Below are 20287 nucleotides of genomic sequence, written 5' to 3' on the forward strand. Positions count from 1 at the left end.
CAGCAATAGGTGCCAACGCCGCTGGTTTCGCGAAGAGTTGGCACCTATTGCTGTCTGAACATATTGTTGAGTCTAATTAATACACGTCATTCAGGGCGAAAATTGGCTTGTTGGTTTTCCACTTGCCCCGCGTGAAATCCGGTATCTCGACAGGCTTACTCCCCTCAGCAATACTTTTCTCCGATAACGGACTTATGGCGCTCCAAACAGCGGCGTCGTATACGTCAATGGGCGGAGCCACTTGCTGTTTAATGGATTCGATAAAGGCGCGCAGTACGAAGAAGTCAATACCACCGTGGCCGGCATTCTGCGCGGTTTGGGCGTGTTGTTTCCAGAGTGGGTGGTCGTATTTTTCCTGATAGGCCGTAAACGGTTCCCATTGGTGCGGCTTAGGACTAACGCCTTCGAGATAAATAGTATGCCCATCGTCCATCCAGATGCCTTGCGTGCCTTGCGCCCGGAAACCAAGCGAATAGGGGCGGGGCGAGTTGGTGTCGTGCATAATGACGATATTCTCGCCATTGGCGCACTGAATCATGGTGGTTACTACGTCACCCAATTTAAAATTCACCTTCGCATTCGGGTGGTTGGGGCCGCCTTTGTCCACTACGTACTTATGCAGGCCGCGCGATTGGGTAGCCATGGAAGTAAGGTGCATAAAACGATTACCCCGGTTGATGTTTAGCCAGTGAGCAACGGGCCCCAGGCCGTGAGTTGGGTATAAATCGCCGTTGCGATCCACGGAGTGCTGCGTCCGCCAGCGGGCTTCGGAATAGCCTTTTTCGCCAAATTCGGCGCCAACGCCACCAATGGATTTTCCGTCGTTAAACTTAATGTTTCGTAGGTCGTGCTGGTAGCCACAATGCGCGTAAGTCATCTCGCCAAACAAACCCTGACGAATCATGTTCAGGACGGCCATCACGTCGCGGCGATAGCAGACATTTTCCAGAATCATGCAGTGCGAACCCGTTTTTTCAAACGTATTCACCAAATCCCACGACTCCTTCAGGGTCACGGTCGCCGATACTTCGAGGCCCGCGTATTTGCCCGCCTTCATGGTGGCAACGGCCATTGGAACGTGCCATTCCCAGGGCGTTGCGATAACCACGCCGTCGATATCATCGCGTTTGAGCATGTCCAGAAACGCTTCGTCGCCTTTGGTGTAAGCTACCGGAGCCGGGCGGCCTTTTTTCGCAATTAGGGCATTGGTACGGCTGATGGCTTCCGGATCAGGATCGCAAATGGCCGTAATAACAACATCATCCCGGTAAAGTGCCTGTTGAACATGGCCACGTCCCCGTGCCCCAACGCCAATAAAAGCCAGCCGAACTTTCGCTAGGGCGGAGGGTGTCTGGGCGTTGGCAGACTCAAATAAGGAAGGTAAAAGCGGTACGGCAGCCGTGCTCAGGGCGGCAGTACGCAGGAAGGTTCTGCGGGATGAGATAGACATGATGAGTTAAGGACGGATGCCGCCTTAAAAAGGCTTTTTTTAACTGAATAGGATACCGAAATTTGGCGAAAAAGAAGCGCGAAAGCAATAGCGTATTCAATTATATAAATCATAGTTCATGTAACTTTGGCGTGAACAAACGTTTGTTCTTGGTTGCGCAAACGTTTGCTCAAATTGGAAGAAATTTGCTCCTCCAGGCAGGAAACGGTAAATTGGAAGGCTGAACACGCCAGATGAATGAAAGAAGTCGTTACGATCAAGGAAATTGCCCGCCAGTTAAACGTGTCACCGTCTACGGTTTCCCGTGCGTTGCAGAATCATCCGCGCATCAGCATCCAGACCCGGGAGGCCATCCGTGCTTTGGCGGAAAAGCTAAAATACCTGCCGAGCACTACCGCCCGTAACCTGCAACGGGGAAAAACGGGGGTCATTGGGGTGGTTCTGCCTAAAGCCGGAGAGAATTTTTTTGCGGATGTGATCAACGGTGTAGAAGAGTTGGCTTTTGCCCACCAGTTTACCGTGGCGCTGTATCAATCGCACGATCATTTTGAGCGGGAAAAACAAATTCTGAACGTACTGGCTTCCAATCGGGTCGATGGCGTGTTACTGTCAGTTGCCGCCGAAACAGCGCAATTTGACCACATTCAGGAATTGATTGATCGCCAGATTCCCGTGGTGCTTTTTGATCGGATTCCGCCGAACCTGGCGGCGCATCAGGTGAGTTGCAACATCGAGCGAGGGGCTTACGAAGCGACCAAGTGGCTGGCCCAGCGCGGCTACCAACGAATTGCCTTTTTAAATGGCCCCCACGCGCTGGTGGCTAGTGAAGAACGCTACCGGGGCTATATTACGGCATTACTCGAAGAAGGTCTGCCCGTCGAAAATGCACTGATCAAACGAGTTGACCTGACAACGGAGGACGCATTTTTAAAGATGAACCAGTTACTGAACGGCGAAACGCGTCCTGATGCGGTGCTGGCCTTTAACGAATACGTAGCTTTGGATGCCATGCAGGCGTGCCGTCTGAACGGACTATCGGTCAATCGGGATATTGCTTTTGTCAGTTTCGCCAATATAGGCTGGAACAAGTATCTGGAGCACCCGCCGCTGGCTTCGGTTGAGCAGCACCCCCAGAAAATAGGCTATAAAGCAGCGGAGATTTTGTTGCGGGTTATTAGCGGCGAAATAGCACCCACCGATTTGCAGAAGATCATTCTGGAGCCGGAGTTGATTATCAGAGGATAAAAAATTTGTTATCAACTGATCAGTTGAAACAAAGGGCTGGGTTAAGTTTTCTCTAATTTTTTTTACATTTACAGCCTTGACAATCGGCTGCATTACATACGACTCGCTGCGCTAGGCAGGCTTACCTTCCATTGGTAAGGCTTTCGGTTACACTGTGCTACACACAGTGTCCGGCTTCGGTTTGCCTGCCTAGTGAGGCCACCTTCTCATCATTTCCTTCTTTAAAGTAAAACTTCACTGTTTCGGCATGGACACCGTGCGTTTCGCTGCGCTGTGTATCCTGTTACGAAACAATCGCTCATCCATTCGTTATGCAGCAGTCAGAAATCAATAAATCGCTCATCCGTGATTTTTATCGGAGAGCCGTAGGGCAGGGCGACATTGCCTTTGCTCAGGAAATAATTGCCGAGGATTACATTCAGCACAGTCCGGGCATAAAGCCGGGAAAAGCCGGTATTTTGGAGGCACTTCACGCCATGAAACAGATGCCCAAACCAGCCGCGCCAACAAAGCCTTTCATGCGCTTGATTGCCGAAGGCGATTATGTGGTAACGAATCTCAGCTTTGATTGGGGCGAAAAACAAAAGGCGGTAGTCGATGTCTTCCGTTTTCAGCATGGAAAAGTGGCTGAGCACTGGGATGCCATCCAGGATCAACCCGAAACGACGTTAAATGGCCATCCCTTGCTGGATGGAGCGCTGGAAATTGAGGATTTAGCTTTAACGGTGGAAAATAAGCAGCTTGTGCAGTCCTTTTACCAGCAGGTATTCGTTGATCGGGAGGTTAGCGGGCTAGCTGATTTTGTCACCGCTGATCTGGTGCAACATAAACCCGAAATCGAGAATGGACTGGGAGGGTTAAAGGCGTACATCAGGCAGGAAGCGCCTTTGTTTTCGGTCGAAAAAGTCAACCGGATTATTGCTGAGGGTAATTTTGTGGTGGTTCAGGCGGAAGTGAAGTCAACAAAGAGCCGAGGTCTGCTTTTCGATATTTTTCGGTTGCGTAATCGGAAGATTGTGGAACAGTGGAGTATACAACAAATCTTACCTGATTAAATCTAAAAAATCCGGCTACCCGTTGTTAAGACGTGGTAGCCGGATTTTTAGTTAATAGAATTTTGGCTGTCAAATGCGGTTAAGCCACTGTGGTTTGGCTGGCTGGAATGACACCCAGTTCGCGGCCCACTTTGGTAAAGGCTTCGACGGCTTTTTGCAAATGCTCCGGTTCGTGTCCGGCTGAAATCTGCACTCGAATCCGGGCTTTGCCCTGTGGCACAACGGGATAGAAGAACCCAATGACGTAGATACCTTCCTGCAACAGGCGAGCCGCAAACTCCTGCGCCAGTGGCGCGTCGTACAGCATAATCGGCACAATAGGGTGCTCACCGGGCAGAATATCAAAACCAGCCGCTGTCATGGCCTGCCGGAAATACTGGGTGTTCGATTCCAGTTTGTCGCGCAGCTCGGTCGAGCCTTGCAGAATTTCCAGCACCTTCAACGAAGCGCCGACAATCGAAGGAGCCAACGTATTCGAGAAAAGATAAGGCCGAGAGCGTTGACGCAGCATGTCAACAATTTCTTTGCGGGCCGCCGTAAAGCCACCCGACGCACCGCCTAAGGCTTTTCCGTACGTACCAGTAATAATATCGATCCGACCCAGCACATTACAATGTTCCGGCGTGCCCCGCCCCGTTTTACCCAGAAAACCGCTGGCGTGGCATTCATCCACCATAACCATCGCACCGTATTGATCGGCTAAATCGCAAATTTTGTCAAGTTGGGCAATGGTGCCATCCATCGAAAACGCGCCGTCGGTAACAATTAGTTTACGCCGGCTGCCCGAAGCGGCTTGCAGTTGCGCCTCCAGATCGGCCATGTTGTTATGCTTGTACCGGAAACGTTTCGCTTTGCACAAACGGATGCCATCGATGATCGAAGCGTGGTTGAGTTCATCCGAAATAATGGCGTCAGATTCGTTGAGCAGCGGCTCGAAAACCCCACCATTCGCGTCGAAAGCCGCCGCATACAGAATGCAATCTTCCGCGCCGACAAACTCTGCCGTTTTTCGTTCCAGTTCTTTATGAATATCCTGCGTACCGCAAATAAACCGGACCGACGACATCCCGAAACCGTGGCTATTCAGGGTCTGGTGAGCCGCTTCGATAACGGCGGGGTGCGACGAAAGGCCCAGGTAATTGTTGGCGCAGAAGTTAAGCACCTCCCGTCCATCGTGAATGGCAATAACCGACGATTGGGGAGAGACAATAATGCGTTCTGATTTATACAATCCGGCTTCTTTGATGGCGTCAAGCTCCTGCCGGAGTTCTTCTTGGATGGTTCCGTACATGGTTTTAGTGCGTTTGGACAAGCGGTTGATAGATGGCTGAAAGCTGGGAAATCATTTCCTCCGTCATGCGGGGCAAATTGTAGGCGGGTTTCCAGCCCCAATCCTGTCGGGCAACAGAATCGTCGATGGTTTTGGGCCACGAATCTGCAATTCCCTGCCGGAAATCCGGTTTATAGTTGGTGATGAAGTGGGGGAAATAGGTTTGAATCGAAGCAGTTAGCTCGGCAGGCGTAAAGCTCATACCGGCTAAATTATACGACGTACGAACGCTAATCTGGTCTGCGGGAGCTTCCATCAGTTCCAGCGTGGCGCGTAGAGCATCGTCCATGTAAATCATGGGCAGCAGGGTGTCAGCCGCCAGAAAACAGTCGTACGAATTGCCCTGAACCGCTTCGTGAAAAATGGCCACGGCATAATCGGTCGTACCGCCGCCGGGCATGGACTGGTAGCTGATAACGCCCGGATACCGCAGCGAGCGAATATCCAGCCCGTAACGTTTGTGGTAATACAACGACCAGTTTTCGGCGGCCACCTTGCTGATTCCGTAGACCGTGGCTGGGTCCAGAGCGGTGGTTTGTGGGGTTTCGAGTTTCGGAGCCTGTTCGCCAAAAACCGCGATTGAACTAGGAGCAAACAATTTTTTTACTCCCTGTTGCCGGGATACTTCCAGGACGTTAAGCAGCGTTTGCATGTTCAGGTTCCACGCCCACAGTGGGTCGGTTTCGCCTTTGGCAGACAGGACTGCGGCTAAATGATAGATTTGAGTAACCCGATTACGTTGAACAAGGGTAGCCAGTTCGTCGATTTTGGTTGCATCAAGTAACTCAAACCGTCCCTGTTCCTGTTTAGGATGCCTTAAGTCGGCCGCAATGACGTGGTTAAAGCCGAAAGCTTCCTGGAGTCTGGGCAGAAGTGCCGTGCCGATTTGCCCGTTAGCACCAATGACTAAAATGGTTTCGCGCTTCATCGTAAATTCGTTAGATCTGTGAAAACAGGTAACTTCTAGCTAAGCGGTTGCTTTAGCTTGTTGATTATGTGCTTTTATTATGGCACAAAGTTACAAAAGCAGATTATTTTAGTAAAATAGTGCTAATAATCCGTTAATTTTATTGGATAAGGTGATTATAGGAGTAATATTTGCTTATTCTGGTCAAGGGATTTAAGTGCTAAAAGAAAAATTTTCGGTACATGGAGCAGATTGACGAAATTGATAAAAAGCTACTCAGATTGTTGCAGGAAGATGCAAAGCTGACCACTAAAGAACTGGCCTCCCGACTTGGCTTAACGCTCTCGCCGATTTATGAGCGAATCAAGCGGCTGGAAACGCTCGGGTACATCAAACAGTACATTGCCGTGCTGGACAAAAACCTGCTTGGCCAGCCGATTACCACCTTTTGCCAAGTTTCCATGCGCCATCATGACAAGGCATTTATTGATAAATTCGAAGAGGAAATAAAAAAACTGGAAGAAGTTCAGGAGTGTTACCACATGGCCGGCCAAGTTGATTTTCTCCTTAAAATTCACGTTGCCAGCCTGGACGAATACCACAACTTTGTCAAATACAAGCTGTCAGAGATAGAAAATATCGGTACGCTGAACAGCACGTTTGTATTAAAAGAAATCAAGCATAACTTAGGTTATCCGATCAATTAAGTGGCCACAAAAACGATCCTTAACTATTCAAGGTGACCATAATGCCAAAAAAGGGTCTTAAAGAGAAATCGACTAAGGGTAGCCTTGAAAATACTAGTTATAATTTTGGCGTTATTAGTAACAACCTCTGCTTTTTCTCAGGGGCTTCCAGTAACACGGGATAGCTTGGTAACAGTACCTGTTGACTCTGTAGCCTACACGGGGTCGGGAAAAAAGCAAAAAAATAAGGGAAGTGCAGACTACTACGATGACTTTCCCACAGTAAGGAAAAAGGCATTTAGGCAATTTATGCCCATTTTTCTGACGCTTACATTGGTCATGTATGGCTTCCGGCTCAAATAAAACTCAAGTAATGCATCATTTTCGTCTCACCAATTCGTTTTCTAAAAAGAAGCTGAAAGTAACGCCAAAGGATTAAGAGTAACTTAGTGAATTCCCATAGGAGCGGCTATATACGATTGAGAAAGCATTTTGGATTTTAGCTCAAAAGCAGCCACAGGTAATTATCAGACAAGATATTTCTTCGTAGAGCCTTGATTACAGAAGCGTCTTGAAAAATAGATGCATAATTTTTCATGCATGTTTCCAGAAAATAATTAATGGTAACAAAACGAGTTAGATTTTGTTAACCGCATTGATGTGTGCTTTCCAGAAAAGAAAGTGTTCAGGTAAATAAGAAAGAAGCAGGCAAATAGGGGTGCACAAGGGGCTTTAAGATAGCTTAGTTGCAAGCAAGAAGGCGCTCCCAGGACTTTTGTAGTTGGATGAGGTGAATCGCAATGGGGCTGCCATCAAAGGCTTCGACGGGCAGCAAGGTCAAGACATCCGTTTCAGATTTTAAGTATACGCTTATTAACGTATTGCCGGTATTGACGATCATGTTTACCGCTTCAATCAAGGCTTCAAGATGATCTGCTGAGTAGGTATATTGTCGCAGTTCGTTTTTAGGCGTGCGGGCAGAAAAATAGATAGTCATCAAGTACCTTAGACTGGAGTGAACGGAATCAAAGAAAGAGTAAATTAATTATAGATAAAGTTGCTCATCCAGTGAACATCATGTTCCCAACACAAATAGGTCGCAATCAAGCTCGTATATAGAATATAGGAATGCGGTCGTAAGGTACTGCTGTTAAATTAAGCCCACATTAAATCACCCCCGGATTAAGAAATTTTAATCAAAGCACTTTCGGCAATAGGTTTTCAAGAATCTTGCCAAATGCTCAGACTCCCTTCATAAATAAAAAAAATGCTATAAACGAGAGCTTTTTACGGACAAACGAAATTTTTGGTATAACTATTGATTAAAAGGTAAACTAAGAGGCGAAAATAAACGTATATAATATAGGGTTCACGATTAAAATCCATTGAGATGAGCCTATGCGTTGCCATTTAGCTAAAACTTCCTCAAAAATTAAATTAATTATGCGTTCAATAGAGCTGCATTCTGATCAAATTCAGTTATTGCGACAAATTATCCAGGCAGTTGATACGCCACCCCAACTCGTTAATCGTTGTCAATGTATCTTGTTTCACCATTATGGGATGACTGTCAGTGAGTTAGTTGAAGTATTTTCGGTGCATCGGCGCACAATCTACAACTGGCTTAATCGATTTGAAGAGGGTGGCATAGAACGTCTGATGGACCAGCCAGGCCGGGGAAATAAGCCAATTGCCATTCCGGAGCCTTTATTTCAGGAGCTTAAGCAACGTGCCAAGGCGGTGGGCATTTCCAAAGCCTACCGGGAAATGGACCAGCACCTTGAATTTATGGCTAGTTTTGATACGATTCGAAGAAGACTGAAATCAGGAAATTGAGTAAGCTTTTCGGTATTAAGTTAAAATTTTTGTGAAGAAAGCGCAGCAACTTCGGATTTACATCTTGATACCACCTGCTAAGCGACTTCTTTCATCGTTAGTATATCTTGTTCGAGGTTTTGCTCATCCTGCGGTGTTATTTGGCCGTTTCTTAATTCGTAGTAATACAGCCTACCCATCAGCCAAGCTCGGCCCTTGTCGCCGCTAGCCAATGCTTCAAAATAGGCTTTTTGTAACTTTTGTTGATTTCGGTTTTTTAAATAGTAGCGTCGGGAAAGTCCCCAAAAGAGCAGAACAGGACCTACAAGGGTAAAAATGTAGAGCATAGACGATCGGTCGGCTTGATGCCTTTAGCTAACCAAATGGTTAATTAAAATTTACTAAGTGTTAATAAATAACCCATTAAAGTAGCAAAAATTTTGAGTAATTACTACTAATCTGATTGAATGGACGTTGAGGCAGGAATAAGTAGATTAAGAAATTTTTGGTAATTTTTTGCGTTGAGTAGGTAGCGAAGCAGCAGATGATTTTTTTAGGGTAGAGTCTGGATTTTCTTTAGCCTGCCGAAAAGATACCCAAAGTAGAGCCGCAAGAATCAGACAAAAAAAGAAGCCAATAAAGACGCCCGCGATAAACGCGACGAGTGGAGGACTAGTCTGTAGAAATTCCATAACAGGTGTGGTGTTGAGTATAGAATAGTAACCTAAGCAAGAATTACTACAACTAAATAAGCATTCCGCTTATTGAATAGGAAATATTCAGAATTGATTCCTATTTATTCTAAATATTTCCCAAGCAAACAAGCTGAGTTGTTGTTACCGTTGAAGTATTCCTGTATTTTACAACGCTACACATACATCTTCCTGTATACTAATTTCCGCTAAAAACGCGTAAGTGAGTGTAGTCTAGACCGCTTTTTCGAGGGTGACGTTTTCGGATTCGGATAGTTGGATAATCAATTGAGGCATAGTAAGGGCGGGCTCCTCCTGAGGTAATAACTCCTTTTCGCGCCGGTTCATGATGGGTTTTTCCAGCCAGTTATAAAGCCCCAGCGATACGGCCACCGAAAGAACCAGATAGAGCGAAAAGATACTTAAACTAACAAGGGTGCTCTGAAAATAAGACACCCCCAGATATGGCTGCACTTTTTTGATCTTGTCTAAAATCAGAAAGTCATGCACCAGATAAAGCGAATACGAAATGATGCTGAAGGTAGTAATGCCTTTGGCGATCACATTCAGGCCCGGGGTCGGTCGTAGCGATTTTAGCTGGTCAAAGAAAGGCAGGATAAGCAAAATGCCCCCGCTGTTAACGGTGAAGAGAAAAGCATAGGTGAACAAGCTGACTGGCCCAGTAGTTAACGACTGATTGTGTTGGTACAGCAGGCTGAGGATAAGAAGCCCAGCAACCAGACTAGAGTGCCGGTACTTTTTCCACAATGGCTCAAAATAATACTTGGTGTAAGCCCCCAAAACACCGAACATCAGCGAATCAAGGCGAAAAACAACGACCTTGCGGACCTGGCTATCCCAGTCGGAAAGAGTCAAGGTGCCTTCCTGGGAAAACTTATACAACCGAAACGCCAGCCCCAGCAGCAAGACAGAGGCGATGGTAGCCATCAATGGATACTGCTTCGGGGAGGAAGGTCCGGCGATTTTACGGAAGAAAAGCAGCAACAGGGGCAAGCTCAAATAAAACCATTCTTCAACGGCCAGACTCCAGGCTACGCTGAAAAACGTGGGATGGGCTGTCAAGAGATTTTGCGAGAAGATGATGTATTTAGTCCAGACGTCGATCTTGAGGTAAATCGGTTTGTTAAACAAAACCGGTCCCAGCACCAACACCGGCAGTAGTCCTACCAGCAGAATGGCATAATAGTTAGGCAGGGTTCTGAGCCACCTCCGCTTCCAGAAGCCCAGGATGAGGGCCGGAGTAAAGTGGGTAAAACCCACAAATTGCCGAATGATGATAGACCCGATGAGAAACCCGCTCAGGACGAAAAACAAATCGACACCATCGATGAGCAAAACCCGGTAGATGCCCGGGATGCAGTGGTTAATTAGCGGGAATCCATGCGAAAGCAGTACCATCAAAATAGCCAGGCTTCGGAGCATGTCCAGGCCTAGAATTCGCTTGGAGGCATCGGGAAACTGAAAGGTTTTCGCCAGAGCAGACTGAATATTTTTTAAGAAGACCATCGTTAGGAGTGCGTCAACTTTACACAAGGTGGTAGGCTAACGGTTTTCCAGACACCATTGGGGGAGGTGCTTTGATCAGCCAGGAGACACGGCAAAGAGATAAGATAGCCACTTGCATTCAATCGGTCTAGAGCCATTGAAAGGGCCGTCTTCAGGGCGGAACGCATTACGTTTGGGTACAAGTTTAAATCGATAAGGAGCTGTAAATGATGGTAGCAATGTCCTAAATTAATTGGATCAGATCAAATGTCAAATAGGCCACAACCAATTTCCGGGCGAATCAGAAAAAGTCACTTTGACCCTAGTATAAGTCATGGTGTATATTAAAGTATCCTTAAATCAAACGGGAAGTAAAATGCACCAGACGAACTATTGAGTAGTTTTACTAGATTTGTATACCAAATGATTCTTAAAAGACTTGTTCGCTAAGCTTTGTTTCTTTGCTTTGTTGTGGTTTTTAGAATAGTTTTTTCGATAAAAGTCCTACAAGGCGATTTTTATTCGTAGTTTAGATGACCGTCAGCTTGGACTATATTTTTGAGTTATAATGCAGTATTTCTGTACTCTGTTTAATTCGGCGTACCTCTCGCGGGGCCTGGCTATGTATTTCTCCCTGGTTGAGCAATGCGCAGACTTCCACCTGTATGTATTTGCTTTTGATGACCACTGTCACAGGGTGCTCCAAGATATGGACCTAAAGCACGCGACGGTCATTTCCCTCAGCGAATTTGAAAACGAGGAGCTATTGGCAGTAAAAGCTGACCGCACGGCGGGCGAATATTGCTGGACCTGTACGTCGTCTACAATCTGGTACTGTATTCACACGTATTCCTTGGATCACTGCACCTACATCGATGCCGACCTTTTATTCTTTGCCGATCCAAAAGTGCTGACGGATGAAATGGGGGAGGCTTCGGTCCTTATTACGGAGCATCGTTATAGCGCAGCGCATGACCAGTCGGCGTTAAGCGGCATCTATTGTGTTCAGTTCATCACCTTTAAGCGTACTCCCGCCGGACTCGAAGCCTTGGATTGGTGGCGCAAAGCCTGTCTGGCCTGGTGTTACCGACGTTTTGAAGACGGTAAATTTGGCGATCAGAAATACCTCGATGACTGGACAACGCGCTTTGAAGGCGTACACGTTCTGAAGCACATTGGCGGCGGCGTGGCTCCCTGGAATAACCAGGAATATACGTATCAGAAAAAAGAAGGTCGGGTCTGGGTTAAAACTGCTTTGGAAGAACAGCCGCTCGTTTTTTACCATTTTCACGATTTCCGGTACTGCATTGACCAAGTTTTCCGGCTTACCGACGAACAGTATAAGCTGAAAAAAGAGGCGATTGACTTTGTATACCGGCCGTATGTCCGGTCGCTAGCGGTTGCCGAAAAGAAAATCAGACTGCTCGACCAGGCGACTGTTTTCCATGAACCTTTGTTTTCGCTAAGTTGGGTAAAAACCAACTTAGGTCGAAAGACGAATTTTTTACTCACAGGCTCTTACAAGAATTATTATAAACAAAGCAAGCTTTACTAACTACTATCTTCGTGGCCCACTTAATTAATCTGAAGACATTTACCGATGCACGCGGTAATCTCACTGTCATTGAAAAAGTAGTCCCTTTTTCAATAAAGCGTATCTTTTATATTTACGGTGTCGATGACTCTGTTCGGGGTGGTCACAGGCATAAAACAACGATCCAGGCCGCTATTTGCCTGCGAGGAAGCTGTACGATTTATAATAATAATAATAGAGTTCAGGAAGAATTTGTCTTGGATTCGGCTGACAAATGCCTTTTGCTTAAGCCGGAGGACTGGCATCAAATGTTTGATTTTAGCGAAGACGCCATCCTGATGGTATTGGCTTCCGAGCACTTTGATCCGCAGGATTATATCTACGAGCCTTATGATTACCGAGATGATCAGTTTCTAAAAGCGGCTACTCGCCTTTTAGAGCGGGAAGTTGCATTTCTGTAACGTGCTTTTACACGACTGATTTACAGCGGGAAAGAGGATTGTAGGAAACTTAATGTCGTTCATGTGATTAATTATTTACGGAGAAAGAAGCGGAATAAGCCGGAGTACGGATGGTTTGGTCGCTATTCATCCTGGCAGGACGCTTCTGCGGTGGCCGATGGGTACGAAAAAGAAAATATTCTGGAAAAGACCAAGGAGGCGCTGCTGAAAGTGAAGCGTAGAGAAGCCGTTTATGAACGGGATTCGGTACTTTTCGACAAAAAAGAATATCCCTTTCCGCTAATTTCCTTTCTGCTGCATACCGCCCTTCAGAAAGAAGCTCCGTTGCACATACTTGACTTTGGCGGTTCGCTGGGAAGCACTTATTTCCAGGTGAAAGAGTTTTTGACGCCTCGCGTTTGTGCTAGCTGGAGCATTGTGGAGCAGGAGCATTACATTGCCTGCGGCCAGGCGCTTTTTGAGGATGAAGTGCTTAAATTCTTTCACTCGATTGATGAATGCCTGGCGGCCTATCCCGTGGATCTGATTATTCTTTCCAGCGTTGTCCAGTACCTGCCCGACCCTCACCGTTTTCTGGATAGCCTGACTGCCCACGGTTTCGAAGCAATCCTGTTCGACCGCACTGCTTTCGTCAAGGAAAGCAAAGACCGACTGACGGTTCAGAAAGTTTGGCCGAACATTTATGAAGCCTCGTATCCGACCTGGTTTTTCAACGAAGTGGGCTTTTTAAAGCATTTTGCCAGGGAGTATGAGATTAAAGCGGAATTCAAGACCTACGTGGAAGGCGAGGCGGTTGTTGACATCGATCATGAACCCATCGGCTACGAAAAGGGCTTTTTTCTGGTTAAAAAGCATTGACGGTTGGCTAGCACCGTGCTTTTAGAAGCTGCCTGATTTAGTATGCCTGCGTCTTTCCCCAAAATCTCTGTAATTACGCCCTCGTTTAATCAAGGTAAATACCTGGAAGACACCATACTTTCGGTGATTAGACAAGGGTACCCCAATCTGGAATACATCATCATTGATGGCGGCAGCACAGACGATTCCGTGGCTATCATTAAAAAATACGAGCAACAGCTGTCGTATTGGGTAAGCGAACCAGACAACGGCCTTTACCACGCCCTACAAAAAGGCTTTGCGAGATCGACCGGTGAGGTCATGGCCTGGATTAATTCCGACGACATGTACCACAAAAAAAGCCTCTTTACGGCGGCGGCTATTTTTGAACGGTTTGAGCACGTGCGGTGGATCATGGGCAGCAATACCTTTTTTGACGAAGAGGGCCAGCCTTTTGTCTATGAAGAGGAGCCGTACCAGCAACGGTGGTCTAAGTGGCGCCTGTATTTCTACCAGGGCAAGTTTATTCAACAGGAATCTGTTTTCTGGAAGCGGACGTTGTGGGAAGAGGCAGGTAGCTTTGTCAATTTAGACTATTCGTTGGCCGCTGATTTTGAGCTTTGGCTTCGGTTTTTTCGCTACGACACACTGTACACCACCTCCTTTCTGCTCGGCGGCTTTCGGCTTAGAAACGAAAACCAGAAGAGTCTTGATCAAAGAAAAGCCTACCTGGATGAGGTGCAGGCTTTGCTGACGCAGGAGCGGAAACAGACTGGCGATGAAGCTTATTTTTGGTATTGCCGCCTGATGATGGGGCTGGTCCGCCTGTTTCCATTCAGAAAGTGGCGGGAGCGAATGGCGCTAAAAGTGTTAAAGTTGCCCAAAAAGATCGTGTTTGACCGGGCGCGGGGTTTTGTGTTGAGTAAGCGATAACTGGTTAAGAAGCGGCAAGGGTTGCTTTTAGTCGTTTGAACAGGAAGCGCAACCAGATCGCCAGCCCGTAATTCTGCAAGATGAAGGTGGCTTTTCGCTTTTCGAAGAGCTGATCTTTGTGCAGGGAGGAAACGCCGGTGTGGCTAAAAGTCGCAATGACATAATCCCTGAATTCGAAGCGATAGTCCTGATCTTTCCAGCACCACATGTTCAGAATGTGATCGGCAGAAATGGGGTAAGCCGTATTGAAACGGTATTTTTGAAAGACACTGGCGGGGTAAATCATCGCCTGGTGGTTAATTCCGGTTTTGGCGTGGTGATAGGCCGAGAGCTGCCCCAGATATTTTTGACGATTCTTCCAGACGCTTCCGTAATAAATCGCTCCGGGGTCTTCCAGGGCTTCGGCTAATTTTGAAAATTCTGGGGTAAGTTCGTCATCCGCACCAATAAAATAAACCCATTGGCCCCTGACATGGTCAAGGGCCTTATTCATGGCGTCATAAATTCCCCGGTCTTTTTCGCTCTTCCAGAAAGCTATTTTTTTAGAATTCGCTTGAAGAATGGCTACTGTCCCATCGGTGCTGGCACCATCCATCACGATGATTTCCAGATCACTATAGGATTGTTGAAAGATACTATCGAGGCATCTTTGCAAGCAGGTAGCGGCGTTGCGGGTAACTAAAATAATAGAAATCATGGGCAAGCATTACACAAGAACAGCCACGCGCTCATCACTGTACTGGTTGACACCCATGTTGCAGTAAACGACCTTATTGGCAATGGTAAGTGCCAGTTTTCTTTCGTTCTCCGGGCACCGAGTCCGGGATTGTTCCGGGTGATACATGTGGAAAACGATTCCTCCAAATTTGATGGTTCTTTTCTTGAGGCCGGCATTCATAAGCCTGGCTGCAATGTCGTTATCTTCTTTTCCCCAGCCGTAAAACTCTTCGTTATAGCCGTTAATGCGGATGAGGTCTGCGCGCCAGAAAGCCATATTGCAGCCCCTTAACTTGTTGATGTCGTTGGGTTTATAGCGATCAGCGAAGTAGTCTCGCAAAAATTTTATCTGGAACCGATTCGTGTGGTTACTAATACCCAGGGCCAGAATACCGGTGCTGGTTTTTTTCGTACGAAGCAGTCGTTCAGACAGTTTATCATTCATCAGGACTCGACTCCCGGTAATAAATGTGCCTGGTTTGCTGAGGTCAAGGTGATCTTGAACGAAATGTTTATGAAGAATCAGATCGCCGTCTACCTGAATGATGTATTCGTGGGAAGCGCGGGCAATGGCCTTGTTACGGATTTTGGCCAGTTGGAAACCTTCATCTTCCTGCCATACGTGAATCAGGGGAATGGGAAAGTGCGCCTTCATGCGCTCAATCAGCGAGTACGTTTCGATCGTCGAACCGTCATCGGCAACGATCACTTCGTCGGGAAGCACAGACTGGCGACAAACGCTAAGTAAACAAAGGTGCAGGGCCTCCGGCCAGTTGTAAGTTGAAATAATAAGGGTCGTTTTTATTCCACGTTTCGAGTTAACTGCGGCCATATCCGTTACGACAGGTTTTGACTTTGTTAATGATGGCCTCTTCGACTATTTTCGAGTGAAAAGGTTCGTTTTCCTTTTGTAATTCATCATGATGGAGGTGAAATTGGATAGCACTTAGTTTAATGATCTTCTTGATAATGGAATTGTTAATGAATCGGGCGGCCAGTTCTTCGTCTTCGTGTCCCCAGCCTTGCAAATCATTGTTGTAACCATTCACGCGAATAAAGTCAGACTTCCAGAAGGCCAGATTACTTCCCCGTACGTTGCGGCATTTCATTTCCTTTCGTTCACCGAGCGATTTCAGGGCGGGTAGGCGCAGCGCATTCAGCCGGTTGTAAACCCCGCTCGAAAAAAAATGCAGGGTAGGACTGGGGCTGCCTAGCAATTCGGCTGTCCGGGTGGCCGTCAATCGGGCCCGGGTACCTCTAACAAACGTGCCCGGCTCGGCTGCGACCAGGTGGTCTTTGACAAAAAGTGGATGCAGAATCACATCGCCATCTACCTGAATGAGGTAGTCGGCTGAACTCTGTTTCACCGCTTTGTTCAGAATTTCGGCCTTGCGAAAACCCAGGTCGTCGTGCCACGCATGTACGAGCGGAACGGGGAAATGCGGTTGCATTTCTTCGATCAGGGCGCGCGTCTCTTCGCCTGAGCCGTCGTCAGCGATGATCACGTCGTCAGGAAGAACCTTTTGCTGGGCCGCGCTTGTCAGGCAATGTTTCAGGGCAGCGGGCCAATTATAGGTAGAAATTATCAGGGACGTTCTGGGAACCAACATTCAATTCGTTGTCTCTTAAAGATGCATATCATGCGCAAAGTCACCGAGTGCCAACTAGCACACGCAACTTTTTATCCTTTTTCCCAGAAAATACGTCTATTCCTGGCCTGGTGTAGACCGGCGGTTGGTGAAGTTAAGTAATAATTCATGAAGAAGATAAAAGTATGTGTTATTCTAATTAACTTATGCAAATATAGAAATTTGACATAAAGTTCTAAGTATAAACCTATATTTTTTTAGGCAATTATACTCAAAAAATTCATGTGTAACTGATTCTGATAAAGATTTTGCCAGAATAAGTGGAGTTGGTTGGTGAAAACGTGTTAGAGGCTAGCCTTTTCTTAGAAGTAGTACCTCACAAGAAAGCCCCGGAGTGTGTCTCCGGGGCTTTCTTGTGAGGTAAATAGTAGCCTTATAATGCCTTTGCTTTGAATAACATCTGTAACGTTTTGTACTTGGGTTCTTTAGAAAAATCAACAGTTCCACCGTAGTCCTTATCAATAGATAATAAAGTCAATGCGGAAAGAGCAGCTGCGTTATATTCTTCAGAGGACATATTGACTTTAGCGACATCTACATTGAGACTGGATAGATCAATATCAGTCTTGCTGATGCTGTTAATCGTAAAGGTCATTCGATCAGAGTCGTCATCTTCAGCGATGAACGTTAATGTCTTATCGTTGTTGAAAAGCTCCCATTTGCCGGTTACAACTTGTCCGTAATCAAGTACGGTATAAGTATTGTTTTTATTGATTGTTAGTACGTTGTCATCGCCAAATACGGGTGCATCTTTACTCGGGATGGTATACGTTTTGGCATCGGTTTTAACCTTGAATTCGACAAATTCCCACTTACGTGCCAAAAGCTCAGCCGTGTTGTTGGGGCTAACTGAATCATCCTTTTTCGAGCAGCCAACCAGAGTGGATACAAATAAGGAAGTTACGAGTAAATAGAACTTAAATTTCATAAAAAAGTAACAAAAGTTTATGAATAAATGAAAACAGGCTCTAATGTATATAAAAACATTAAATAAAGTATTGTCATTTATTTATCGGTCAAGACCTGCGCTTTTGCTACTTACCGGGGCTGAGGGGCTCTGGCTTAGAAATTGCGTATTTTACACTGTACGGTTACTGAGGGAGATTTAACCTCAAACTTGAAATCATTGAAAGAAGGTTTACTCATGCCTGATAAATAAAAGTTAGAAAAACCAATTCCTTCTTTGGGGATGCCTATCATATTCTTGTCGAGTTTTCCGTTTTTATTTTCGTCATCGACCAGGGCAAATCCATAGCTACCCGGTGGTAGGTCGAGATGGACTTTCAGGACTCCATTACTGAGTGAGGTCTTTGGAAAGCGATGTCGGAAAGCCGGTTTTTCATCTTTGAAGCTTTGCTGGTCTTTAAAGACGCCGACTAAAATCTGACCCTCTGCTGATTTAATGTTGGAAATGGTGAGGTTTACTACCTGGGCTTGTCCTAAAAAAGCAGATAAACTGAAAGCAAAGGTCATGAAACCGGTTTTTAAGAATGCGTTTGAAATAGTCATAAGAAAGATTATTCTGGACTTTAGCCAATATTACAAAATCTGATGATTTCGTGCGGCTCGTGCGCCAGCAGATCTAGCGTGTGTAACCTGGAAAAAACAGCTTTCCATTCGTATTTTAATGTCTCCTAAAAAGCAGAACGTAAAAAGGCCGTGGCCATTCCCGAGTTTATAAGGGAATGGCCACGGCCAGCATAAAATCCTTTTTTAAAATACAGGCGTTAATAACCCGAATTCTGCGCAAACACAGACTTGCCACTAGCGTCTTTGGCACTGCGGTCGATCTGCGTTTGGGGAATCGGACGCAACACGTGGAAATTCTGAATGTTGGCGGCCTGCGCGTTGTATTTTTTCACCCGCTCAATCAGCAAATTCCACCGTTTCAGGTCCAACCAGCGCGTTTGTTCGCCGGCCAACTCACGGGCGCGTTCCTCAATGATCAGTTCAAACGTCATGTCTTTCGCCGCAATCAACATGGCATCTTTTTTACCGGGCCAACCCGCCCGGTAGCGCACCGCATTGATGGCCGTAACGGCATCCGCTACATTTCCTGACTGTAGCGACGCTTCAGCTAACATCAAGTACACATCTGCCAACCGGAATACGAAGAAGTCACGGCTACCCGGTTCGTACGTTAAGTCAGGGCGTTTTGTATCAAAGAACTTCATCAGCGTTGGGAACAGGGCTTCACTGTACTGGCTAGGCACCAACACCTGATACTTTTTAGCGGCCCGTTGCGCTTTTGTCCACTCGACGCCCGGAATGAAAATGGCCGTGTCACCAGCGGCAAACGTTACCTTCGTTTTTGAATCATCGAACGAAGCCGCGTTAAGGTTCGTACCCGGGTTATTGCTCAGCCAGGTATCACGGAACGTTTTTTTGTACCGAGAGTCATTGACCCGATCCGCAAAAACGGTGTTAATCAGGTAAGTCGTTGGGCGTAACCGCTTGAAAGGACGACCGTAAAAAACGTCCCGCTTCATGCCCGGCTGAACATCGTACTGCATCCCAAAAAAGAGGTGAAGGTTATTGCCCCCGTTGGCGGCGGCTATGTTGTTCGTCAGGTTCGACAAGGGATCTGACGAGTACTGCACCGCAAACACAATTTCGCTGTTTACCTGATTATTTTCGTCGAATACGCTGGCAAAATCATCGAGTAGTTTGTACCCGTAAGCCGTCGTTACTGTCTTACACAACGCTGCGGCCTTGGTAAAATCATCCGCTGCTTTGGACGATGAATAAGCCTTCACCAGGTATACTTTGGCTAGCAGCGTTTCAGCAGCGGGTTTTGTCGCGCGGCCATAATCGGCAGATTGTGCTTTGGCTTCCAGATCAGGAATGGCCTCCGTAAGGTCCTTGATGATCGCCGCATACATTTCCGCATCTGTAGCCCGCTTCGTTTCCTTGGTTGGTACCAGGGTTTCGGTGAGCCGCAGATCGACACCACCCCACTGCATGAAGAGGAGATAATAATAATGAGCTCTCAAAAACTTCGCTTCGGCAACCCGAATTTTCTTCGTTGCGTCGGTAACTCCGGTTACATTGGCCGCCCGATCGATGATGGCATTGCAGGTGTTGATGCCTTTATAAAGTTCATCCCAGGTGTTGCCCAAATAATCGACTGTTGGGTTCAGCTGACCATCATAGAAGTGAAAGCCTTTGTAGCCTCCATCCGCGCCGGTTGCGTAAATATCCGTCCCAAACTCCGACATGGTCAAACCCTGCTGGGTAGCGTAATAGTATCGGAGGGTAGAATAAGCCGCTTTCACGGCGTCGTCAAAACCCTTGGTGGTATTGATGTAATCGTTACCAATTCCCGACACAATTTCTTCATCCAGAACGTCTTTGCACGACTGGCTCAGCAGCAGCATAGCCGCTAGGCCAACAATTTTCACTGACTTATATATCGTATTGATTCTCATTGCTTTTAATGGCTAAAACGTATTTTTTCAACTTCGTTTTTC

The 20287-nt window shown here is 46.6% G+C and carries 20 protein-coding genes; 8 read left to right on the forward strand and 12 right to left on the reverse strand.

Going from position 1 to position 20287, the window contains the following annotated elements; translation table 11 throughout:
* Nucleotides 1-76: 76 nt before the first annotated feature.
* Complete coding sequence (locus L0Y31_RS13125; RefSeq protein ID WP_234733526.1) at nucleotides 77-1450, reverse strand: Gfo/Idh/MocA family protein; 1374 nt, start codon at nucleotides 1448-1450, stop codon at nucleotides 77-79.
* Between the two features lie 237 nt (nucleotides 1451-1687).
* Here L0Y31_RS13125 and L0Y31_RS13130 point away from each other — a divergent pair, with 237 nt between their 5' ends.
* Both L0Y31_RS13130 and L0Y31_RS13135 read left to right on the forward strand, forming a co-directional pair.
* Nucleotides 1688-2695 (forward strand): LacI family DNA-binding transcriptional regulator, encoded by a 1008-nt coding sequence (locus tag L0Y31_RS13130; RefSeq protein ID WP_234733527.1) that lies wholly within the window; start codon nucleotides 1688-1690, stop codon nucleotides 2693-2695.
* 311 nt (nucleotides 2696-3006) lie between these two features.
* The gene (locus L0Y31_RS13135) at nucleotides 3007-3750 is read left to right on the forward strand and encodes a nuclear transport factor 2 family protein (RefSeq protein WP_234733528.1); all 744 of its coding nucleotides are present in this window, start codon (nucleotides 3007-3009) and stop codon (nucleotides 3748-3750) included.
* Between the two features lie 79 nt (nucleotides 3751-3829).
* Here the strand turns inward: L0Y31_RS13135 and kbl are convergent, their stop codons facing one another.
* Nucleotides 3830-5041 (reverse strand): glycine C-acetyltransferase, encoded by a 1212-nt coding sequence (kbl, locus tag L0Y31_RS13140; protein WP_234733529.1) that lies wholly within the window; start codon nucleotides 5039-5041, stop codon nucleotides 3830-3832.
* Nucleotides 5042-5045: 4 nt separating this feature from the next.
* Nucleotides 5046-6008 (reverse strand): NAD-dependent epimerase/dehydratase family protein, encoded by a 963-nt coding sequence (locus L0Y31_RS13145; protein WP_234733530.1) that lies wholly within the window; start codon nucleotides 6006-6008, stop codon nucleotides 5046-5048.
* Between the two features lie 221 nt (nucleotides 6009-6229).
* Between L0Y31_RS13145 and L0Y31_RS13150 the strand changes: the two genes are divergently transcribed.
* Nucleotides 6230-6694, forward strand: coding sequence for an Lrp/AsnC family transcriptional regulator (locus L0Y31_RS13150; RefSeq protein ID WP_234733531.1), 465 nt, complete (start codon nucleotides 6230-6232; stop codon nucleotides 6692-6694).
* Nucleotides 6695-7415: 721 nt separating this feature from the next.
* On the opposite strand, the gene L0Y31_RS13155 is transcribed toward L0Y31_RS13150, so the two are convergent.
* The gene (locus L0Y31_RS13155) at nucleotides 7416-7670 is read right to left on the reverse strand and encodes a hypothetical protein (protein WP_234733532.1); all 255 of its coding nucleotides are present in this window, start codon (nucleotides 7668-7670) and stop codon (nucleotides 7416-7418) included.
* A gap of 446 nt (nucleotides 7671-8116) precedes the next feature.
* Between L0Y31_RS13155 and L0Y31_RS13160 the strand changes: the two genes are divergently transcribed.
* Nucleotides 8117-8509, forward strand: a complete 393-nt coding sequence (locus L0Y31_RS13160) for a helix-turn-helix domain-containing protein (protein ID WP_234733533.1) — start codon at nucleotides 8117-8119, stop codon at nucleotides 8507-8509.
* A 77-nt stretch (nucleotides 8510-8586) separates the two neighbouring features.
* On the opposite strand, the gene L0Y31_RS13165 is transcribed toward L0Y31_RS13160, so the two are convergent.
* Together L0Y31_RS13165 and L0Y31_RS13170 are read right to left on the reverse strand one after the other, a co-directional pair.
* Nucleotides 8587-8835 carry a hypothetical protein gene (locus tag L0Y31_RS13165; RefSeq protein ID WP_234733534.1) on the reverse strand — a complete coding sequence of 83 codons (249 nt, stop codon included), beginning with the start codon at nucleotides 8833-8835 and terminating at the stop codon, nucleotides 8587-8589.
* Between the two features lie 579 nt (nucleotides 8836-9414).
* Nucleotides 9415-10707, reverse strand: a complete 1293-nt coding sequence (locus tag L0Y31_RS13170) for an acyltransferase family protein (protein WP_234733535.1) — start codon at nucleotides 10705-10707, stop codon at nucleotides 9415-9417.
* 688 nt (nucleotides 10708-11395) lie between these two features.
* Between L0Y31_RS13170 and L0Y31_RS13175 the strand changes: the two genes are divergently transcribed.
* The 4 genes from L0Y31_RS13175 to L0Y31_RS13190 all read left to right on the forward strand — a co-directional run bounded on the left by L0Y31_RS13175 (nucleotide 11396) and on the right by L0Y31_RS13190 (nucleotide 14451).
* The gene (locus tag L0Y31_RS13175; RefSeq protein ID WP_234733536.1) at nucleotides 11396-12241 is read left to right on the forward strand and encodes a glycosyl transferase; all 846 of its coding nucleotides are present in this window, start codon (nucleotides 11396-11398) and stop codon (nucleotides 12239-12241) included.
* An 11-nt stretch (nucleotides 12242-12252) separates the two neighbouring features.
* Nucleotides 12253-12681, forward strand: coding sequence for a sugar 3,4-ketoisomerase (locus L0Y31_RS13180; RefSeq protein WP_234733537.1), 429 nt, complete (start codon nucleotides 12253-12255; stop codon nucleotides 12679-12681).
* Between the two features lie 63 nt (nucleotides 12682-12744).
* Nucleotides 12745-13539 carry a methyltransferase, TIGR04325 family gene (locus L0Y31_RS13185; protein ID WP_234733538.1) on the forward strand — a complete coding sequence of 265 codons (795 nt, stop codon included), beginning with the start codon at nucleotides 12745-12747 and terminating at the stop codon, nucleotides 13537-13539.
* 42 nt (nucleotides 13540-13581) lie between these two features.
* Nucleotides 13582-14451 carry a glycosyltransferase family 2 protein gene (locus tag L0Y31_RS13190; protein ID WP_234733539.1) on the forward strand — a complete coding sequence of 290 codons (870 nt, stop codon included), beginning with the start codon at nucleotides 13582-13584 and terminating at the stop codon, nucleotides 14449-14451.
* A 4-nt stretch (nucleotides 14452-14455) separates the two neighbouring features.
* Here L0Y31_RS13190 and L0Y31_RS13195 read toward each other — a convergent pair whose 3' ends face one another.
* The 6 genes from L0Y31_RS13195 to L0Y31_RS13220 all read right to left on the reverse strand — a co-directional run bounded on the left by L0Y31_RS13195 (nucleotide 14456) and on the right by L0Y31_RS13220 (nucleotide 20245).
* Complete coding sequence (locus L0Y31_RS13195) at nucleotides 14456-15148, reverse strand: glycosyltransferase family 2 protein (protein WP_234733540.1); 693 nt, start codon at nucleotides 15146-15148, stop codon at nucleotides 14456-14458.
* 9 nt (nucleotides 15149-15157) lie between these two features.
* Nucleotides 15158-16000, reverse strand: coding sequence for a glycosyltransferase family 2 protein (locus L0Y31_RS13200; protein ID WP_234733541.1), 843 nt, complete (start codon nucleotides 15998-16000; stop codon nucleotides 15158-15160).
* Nucleotides 15987-16778: a glycosyltransferase family 2 protein gene (locus tag L0Y31_RS13205; protein WP_234733542.1), complete on the reverse strand. Its 792-nt coding sequence runs from the start codon at nucleotides 16776-16778 to the stop codon at nucleotides 15987-15989. The genes L0Y31_RS13200 and L0Y31_RS13205 overlap by 14 nt, the downstream gene beginning before the upstream one ends.
* 412 nt (nucleotides 16779-17190) lie before the next feature.
* Nucleotides 17191-17745, reverse strand: a complete 555-nt coding sequence (locus L0Y31_RS13210) for a hypothetical protein (protein ID WP_234733543.1) — start codon at nucleotides 17743-17745, stop codon at nucleotides 17191-17193.
* Between the two features lie 134 nt (nucleotides 17746-17879).
* Nucleotides 17880-18326: a DUF2141 domain-containing protein gene (locus L0Y31_RS13215; protein WP_234733544.1), complete on the reverse strand. Its 447-nt coding sequence runs from the start codon at nucleotides 18324-18326 to the stop codon at nucleotides 17880-17882.
* A gap of 218 nt (nucleotides 18327-18544) precedes the next feature.
* Nucleotides 18545-20245: a RagB/SusD family nutrient uptake outer membrane protein gene (locus L0Y31_RS13220; RefSeq protein ID WP_234733545.1), complete on the reverse strand. Its 1701-nt coding sequence runs from the start codon at nucleotides 20243-20245 to the stop codon at nucleotides 18545-18547.
* Nucleotides 20246-20287 lie beyond the last annotated feature (42 nt).

The organism is Tellurirhabdus bombi (assembly GCF_021484805.1).
GTDB classification, from domain to species: domain Bacteria; phylum Bacteroidota; class Bacteroidia; order Cytophagales; family Spirosomataceae; genus Tellurirhabdus; species Tellurirhabdus bombi.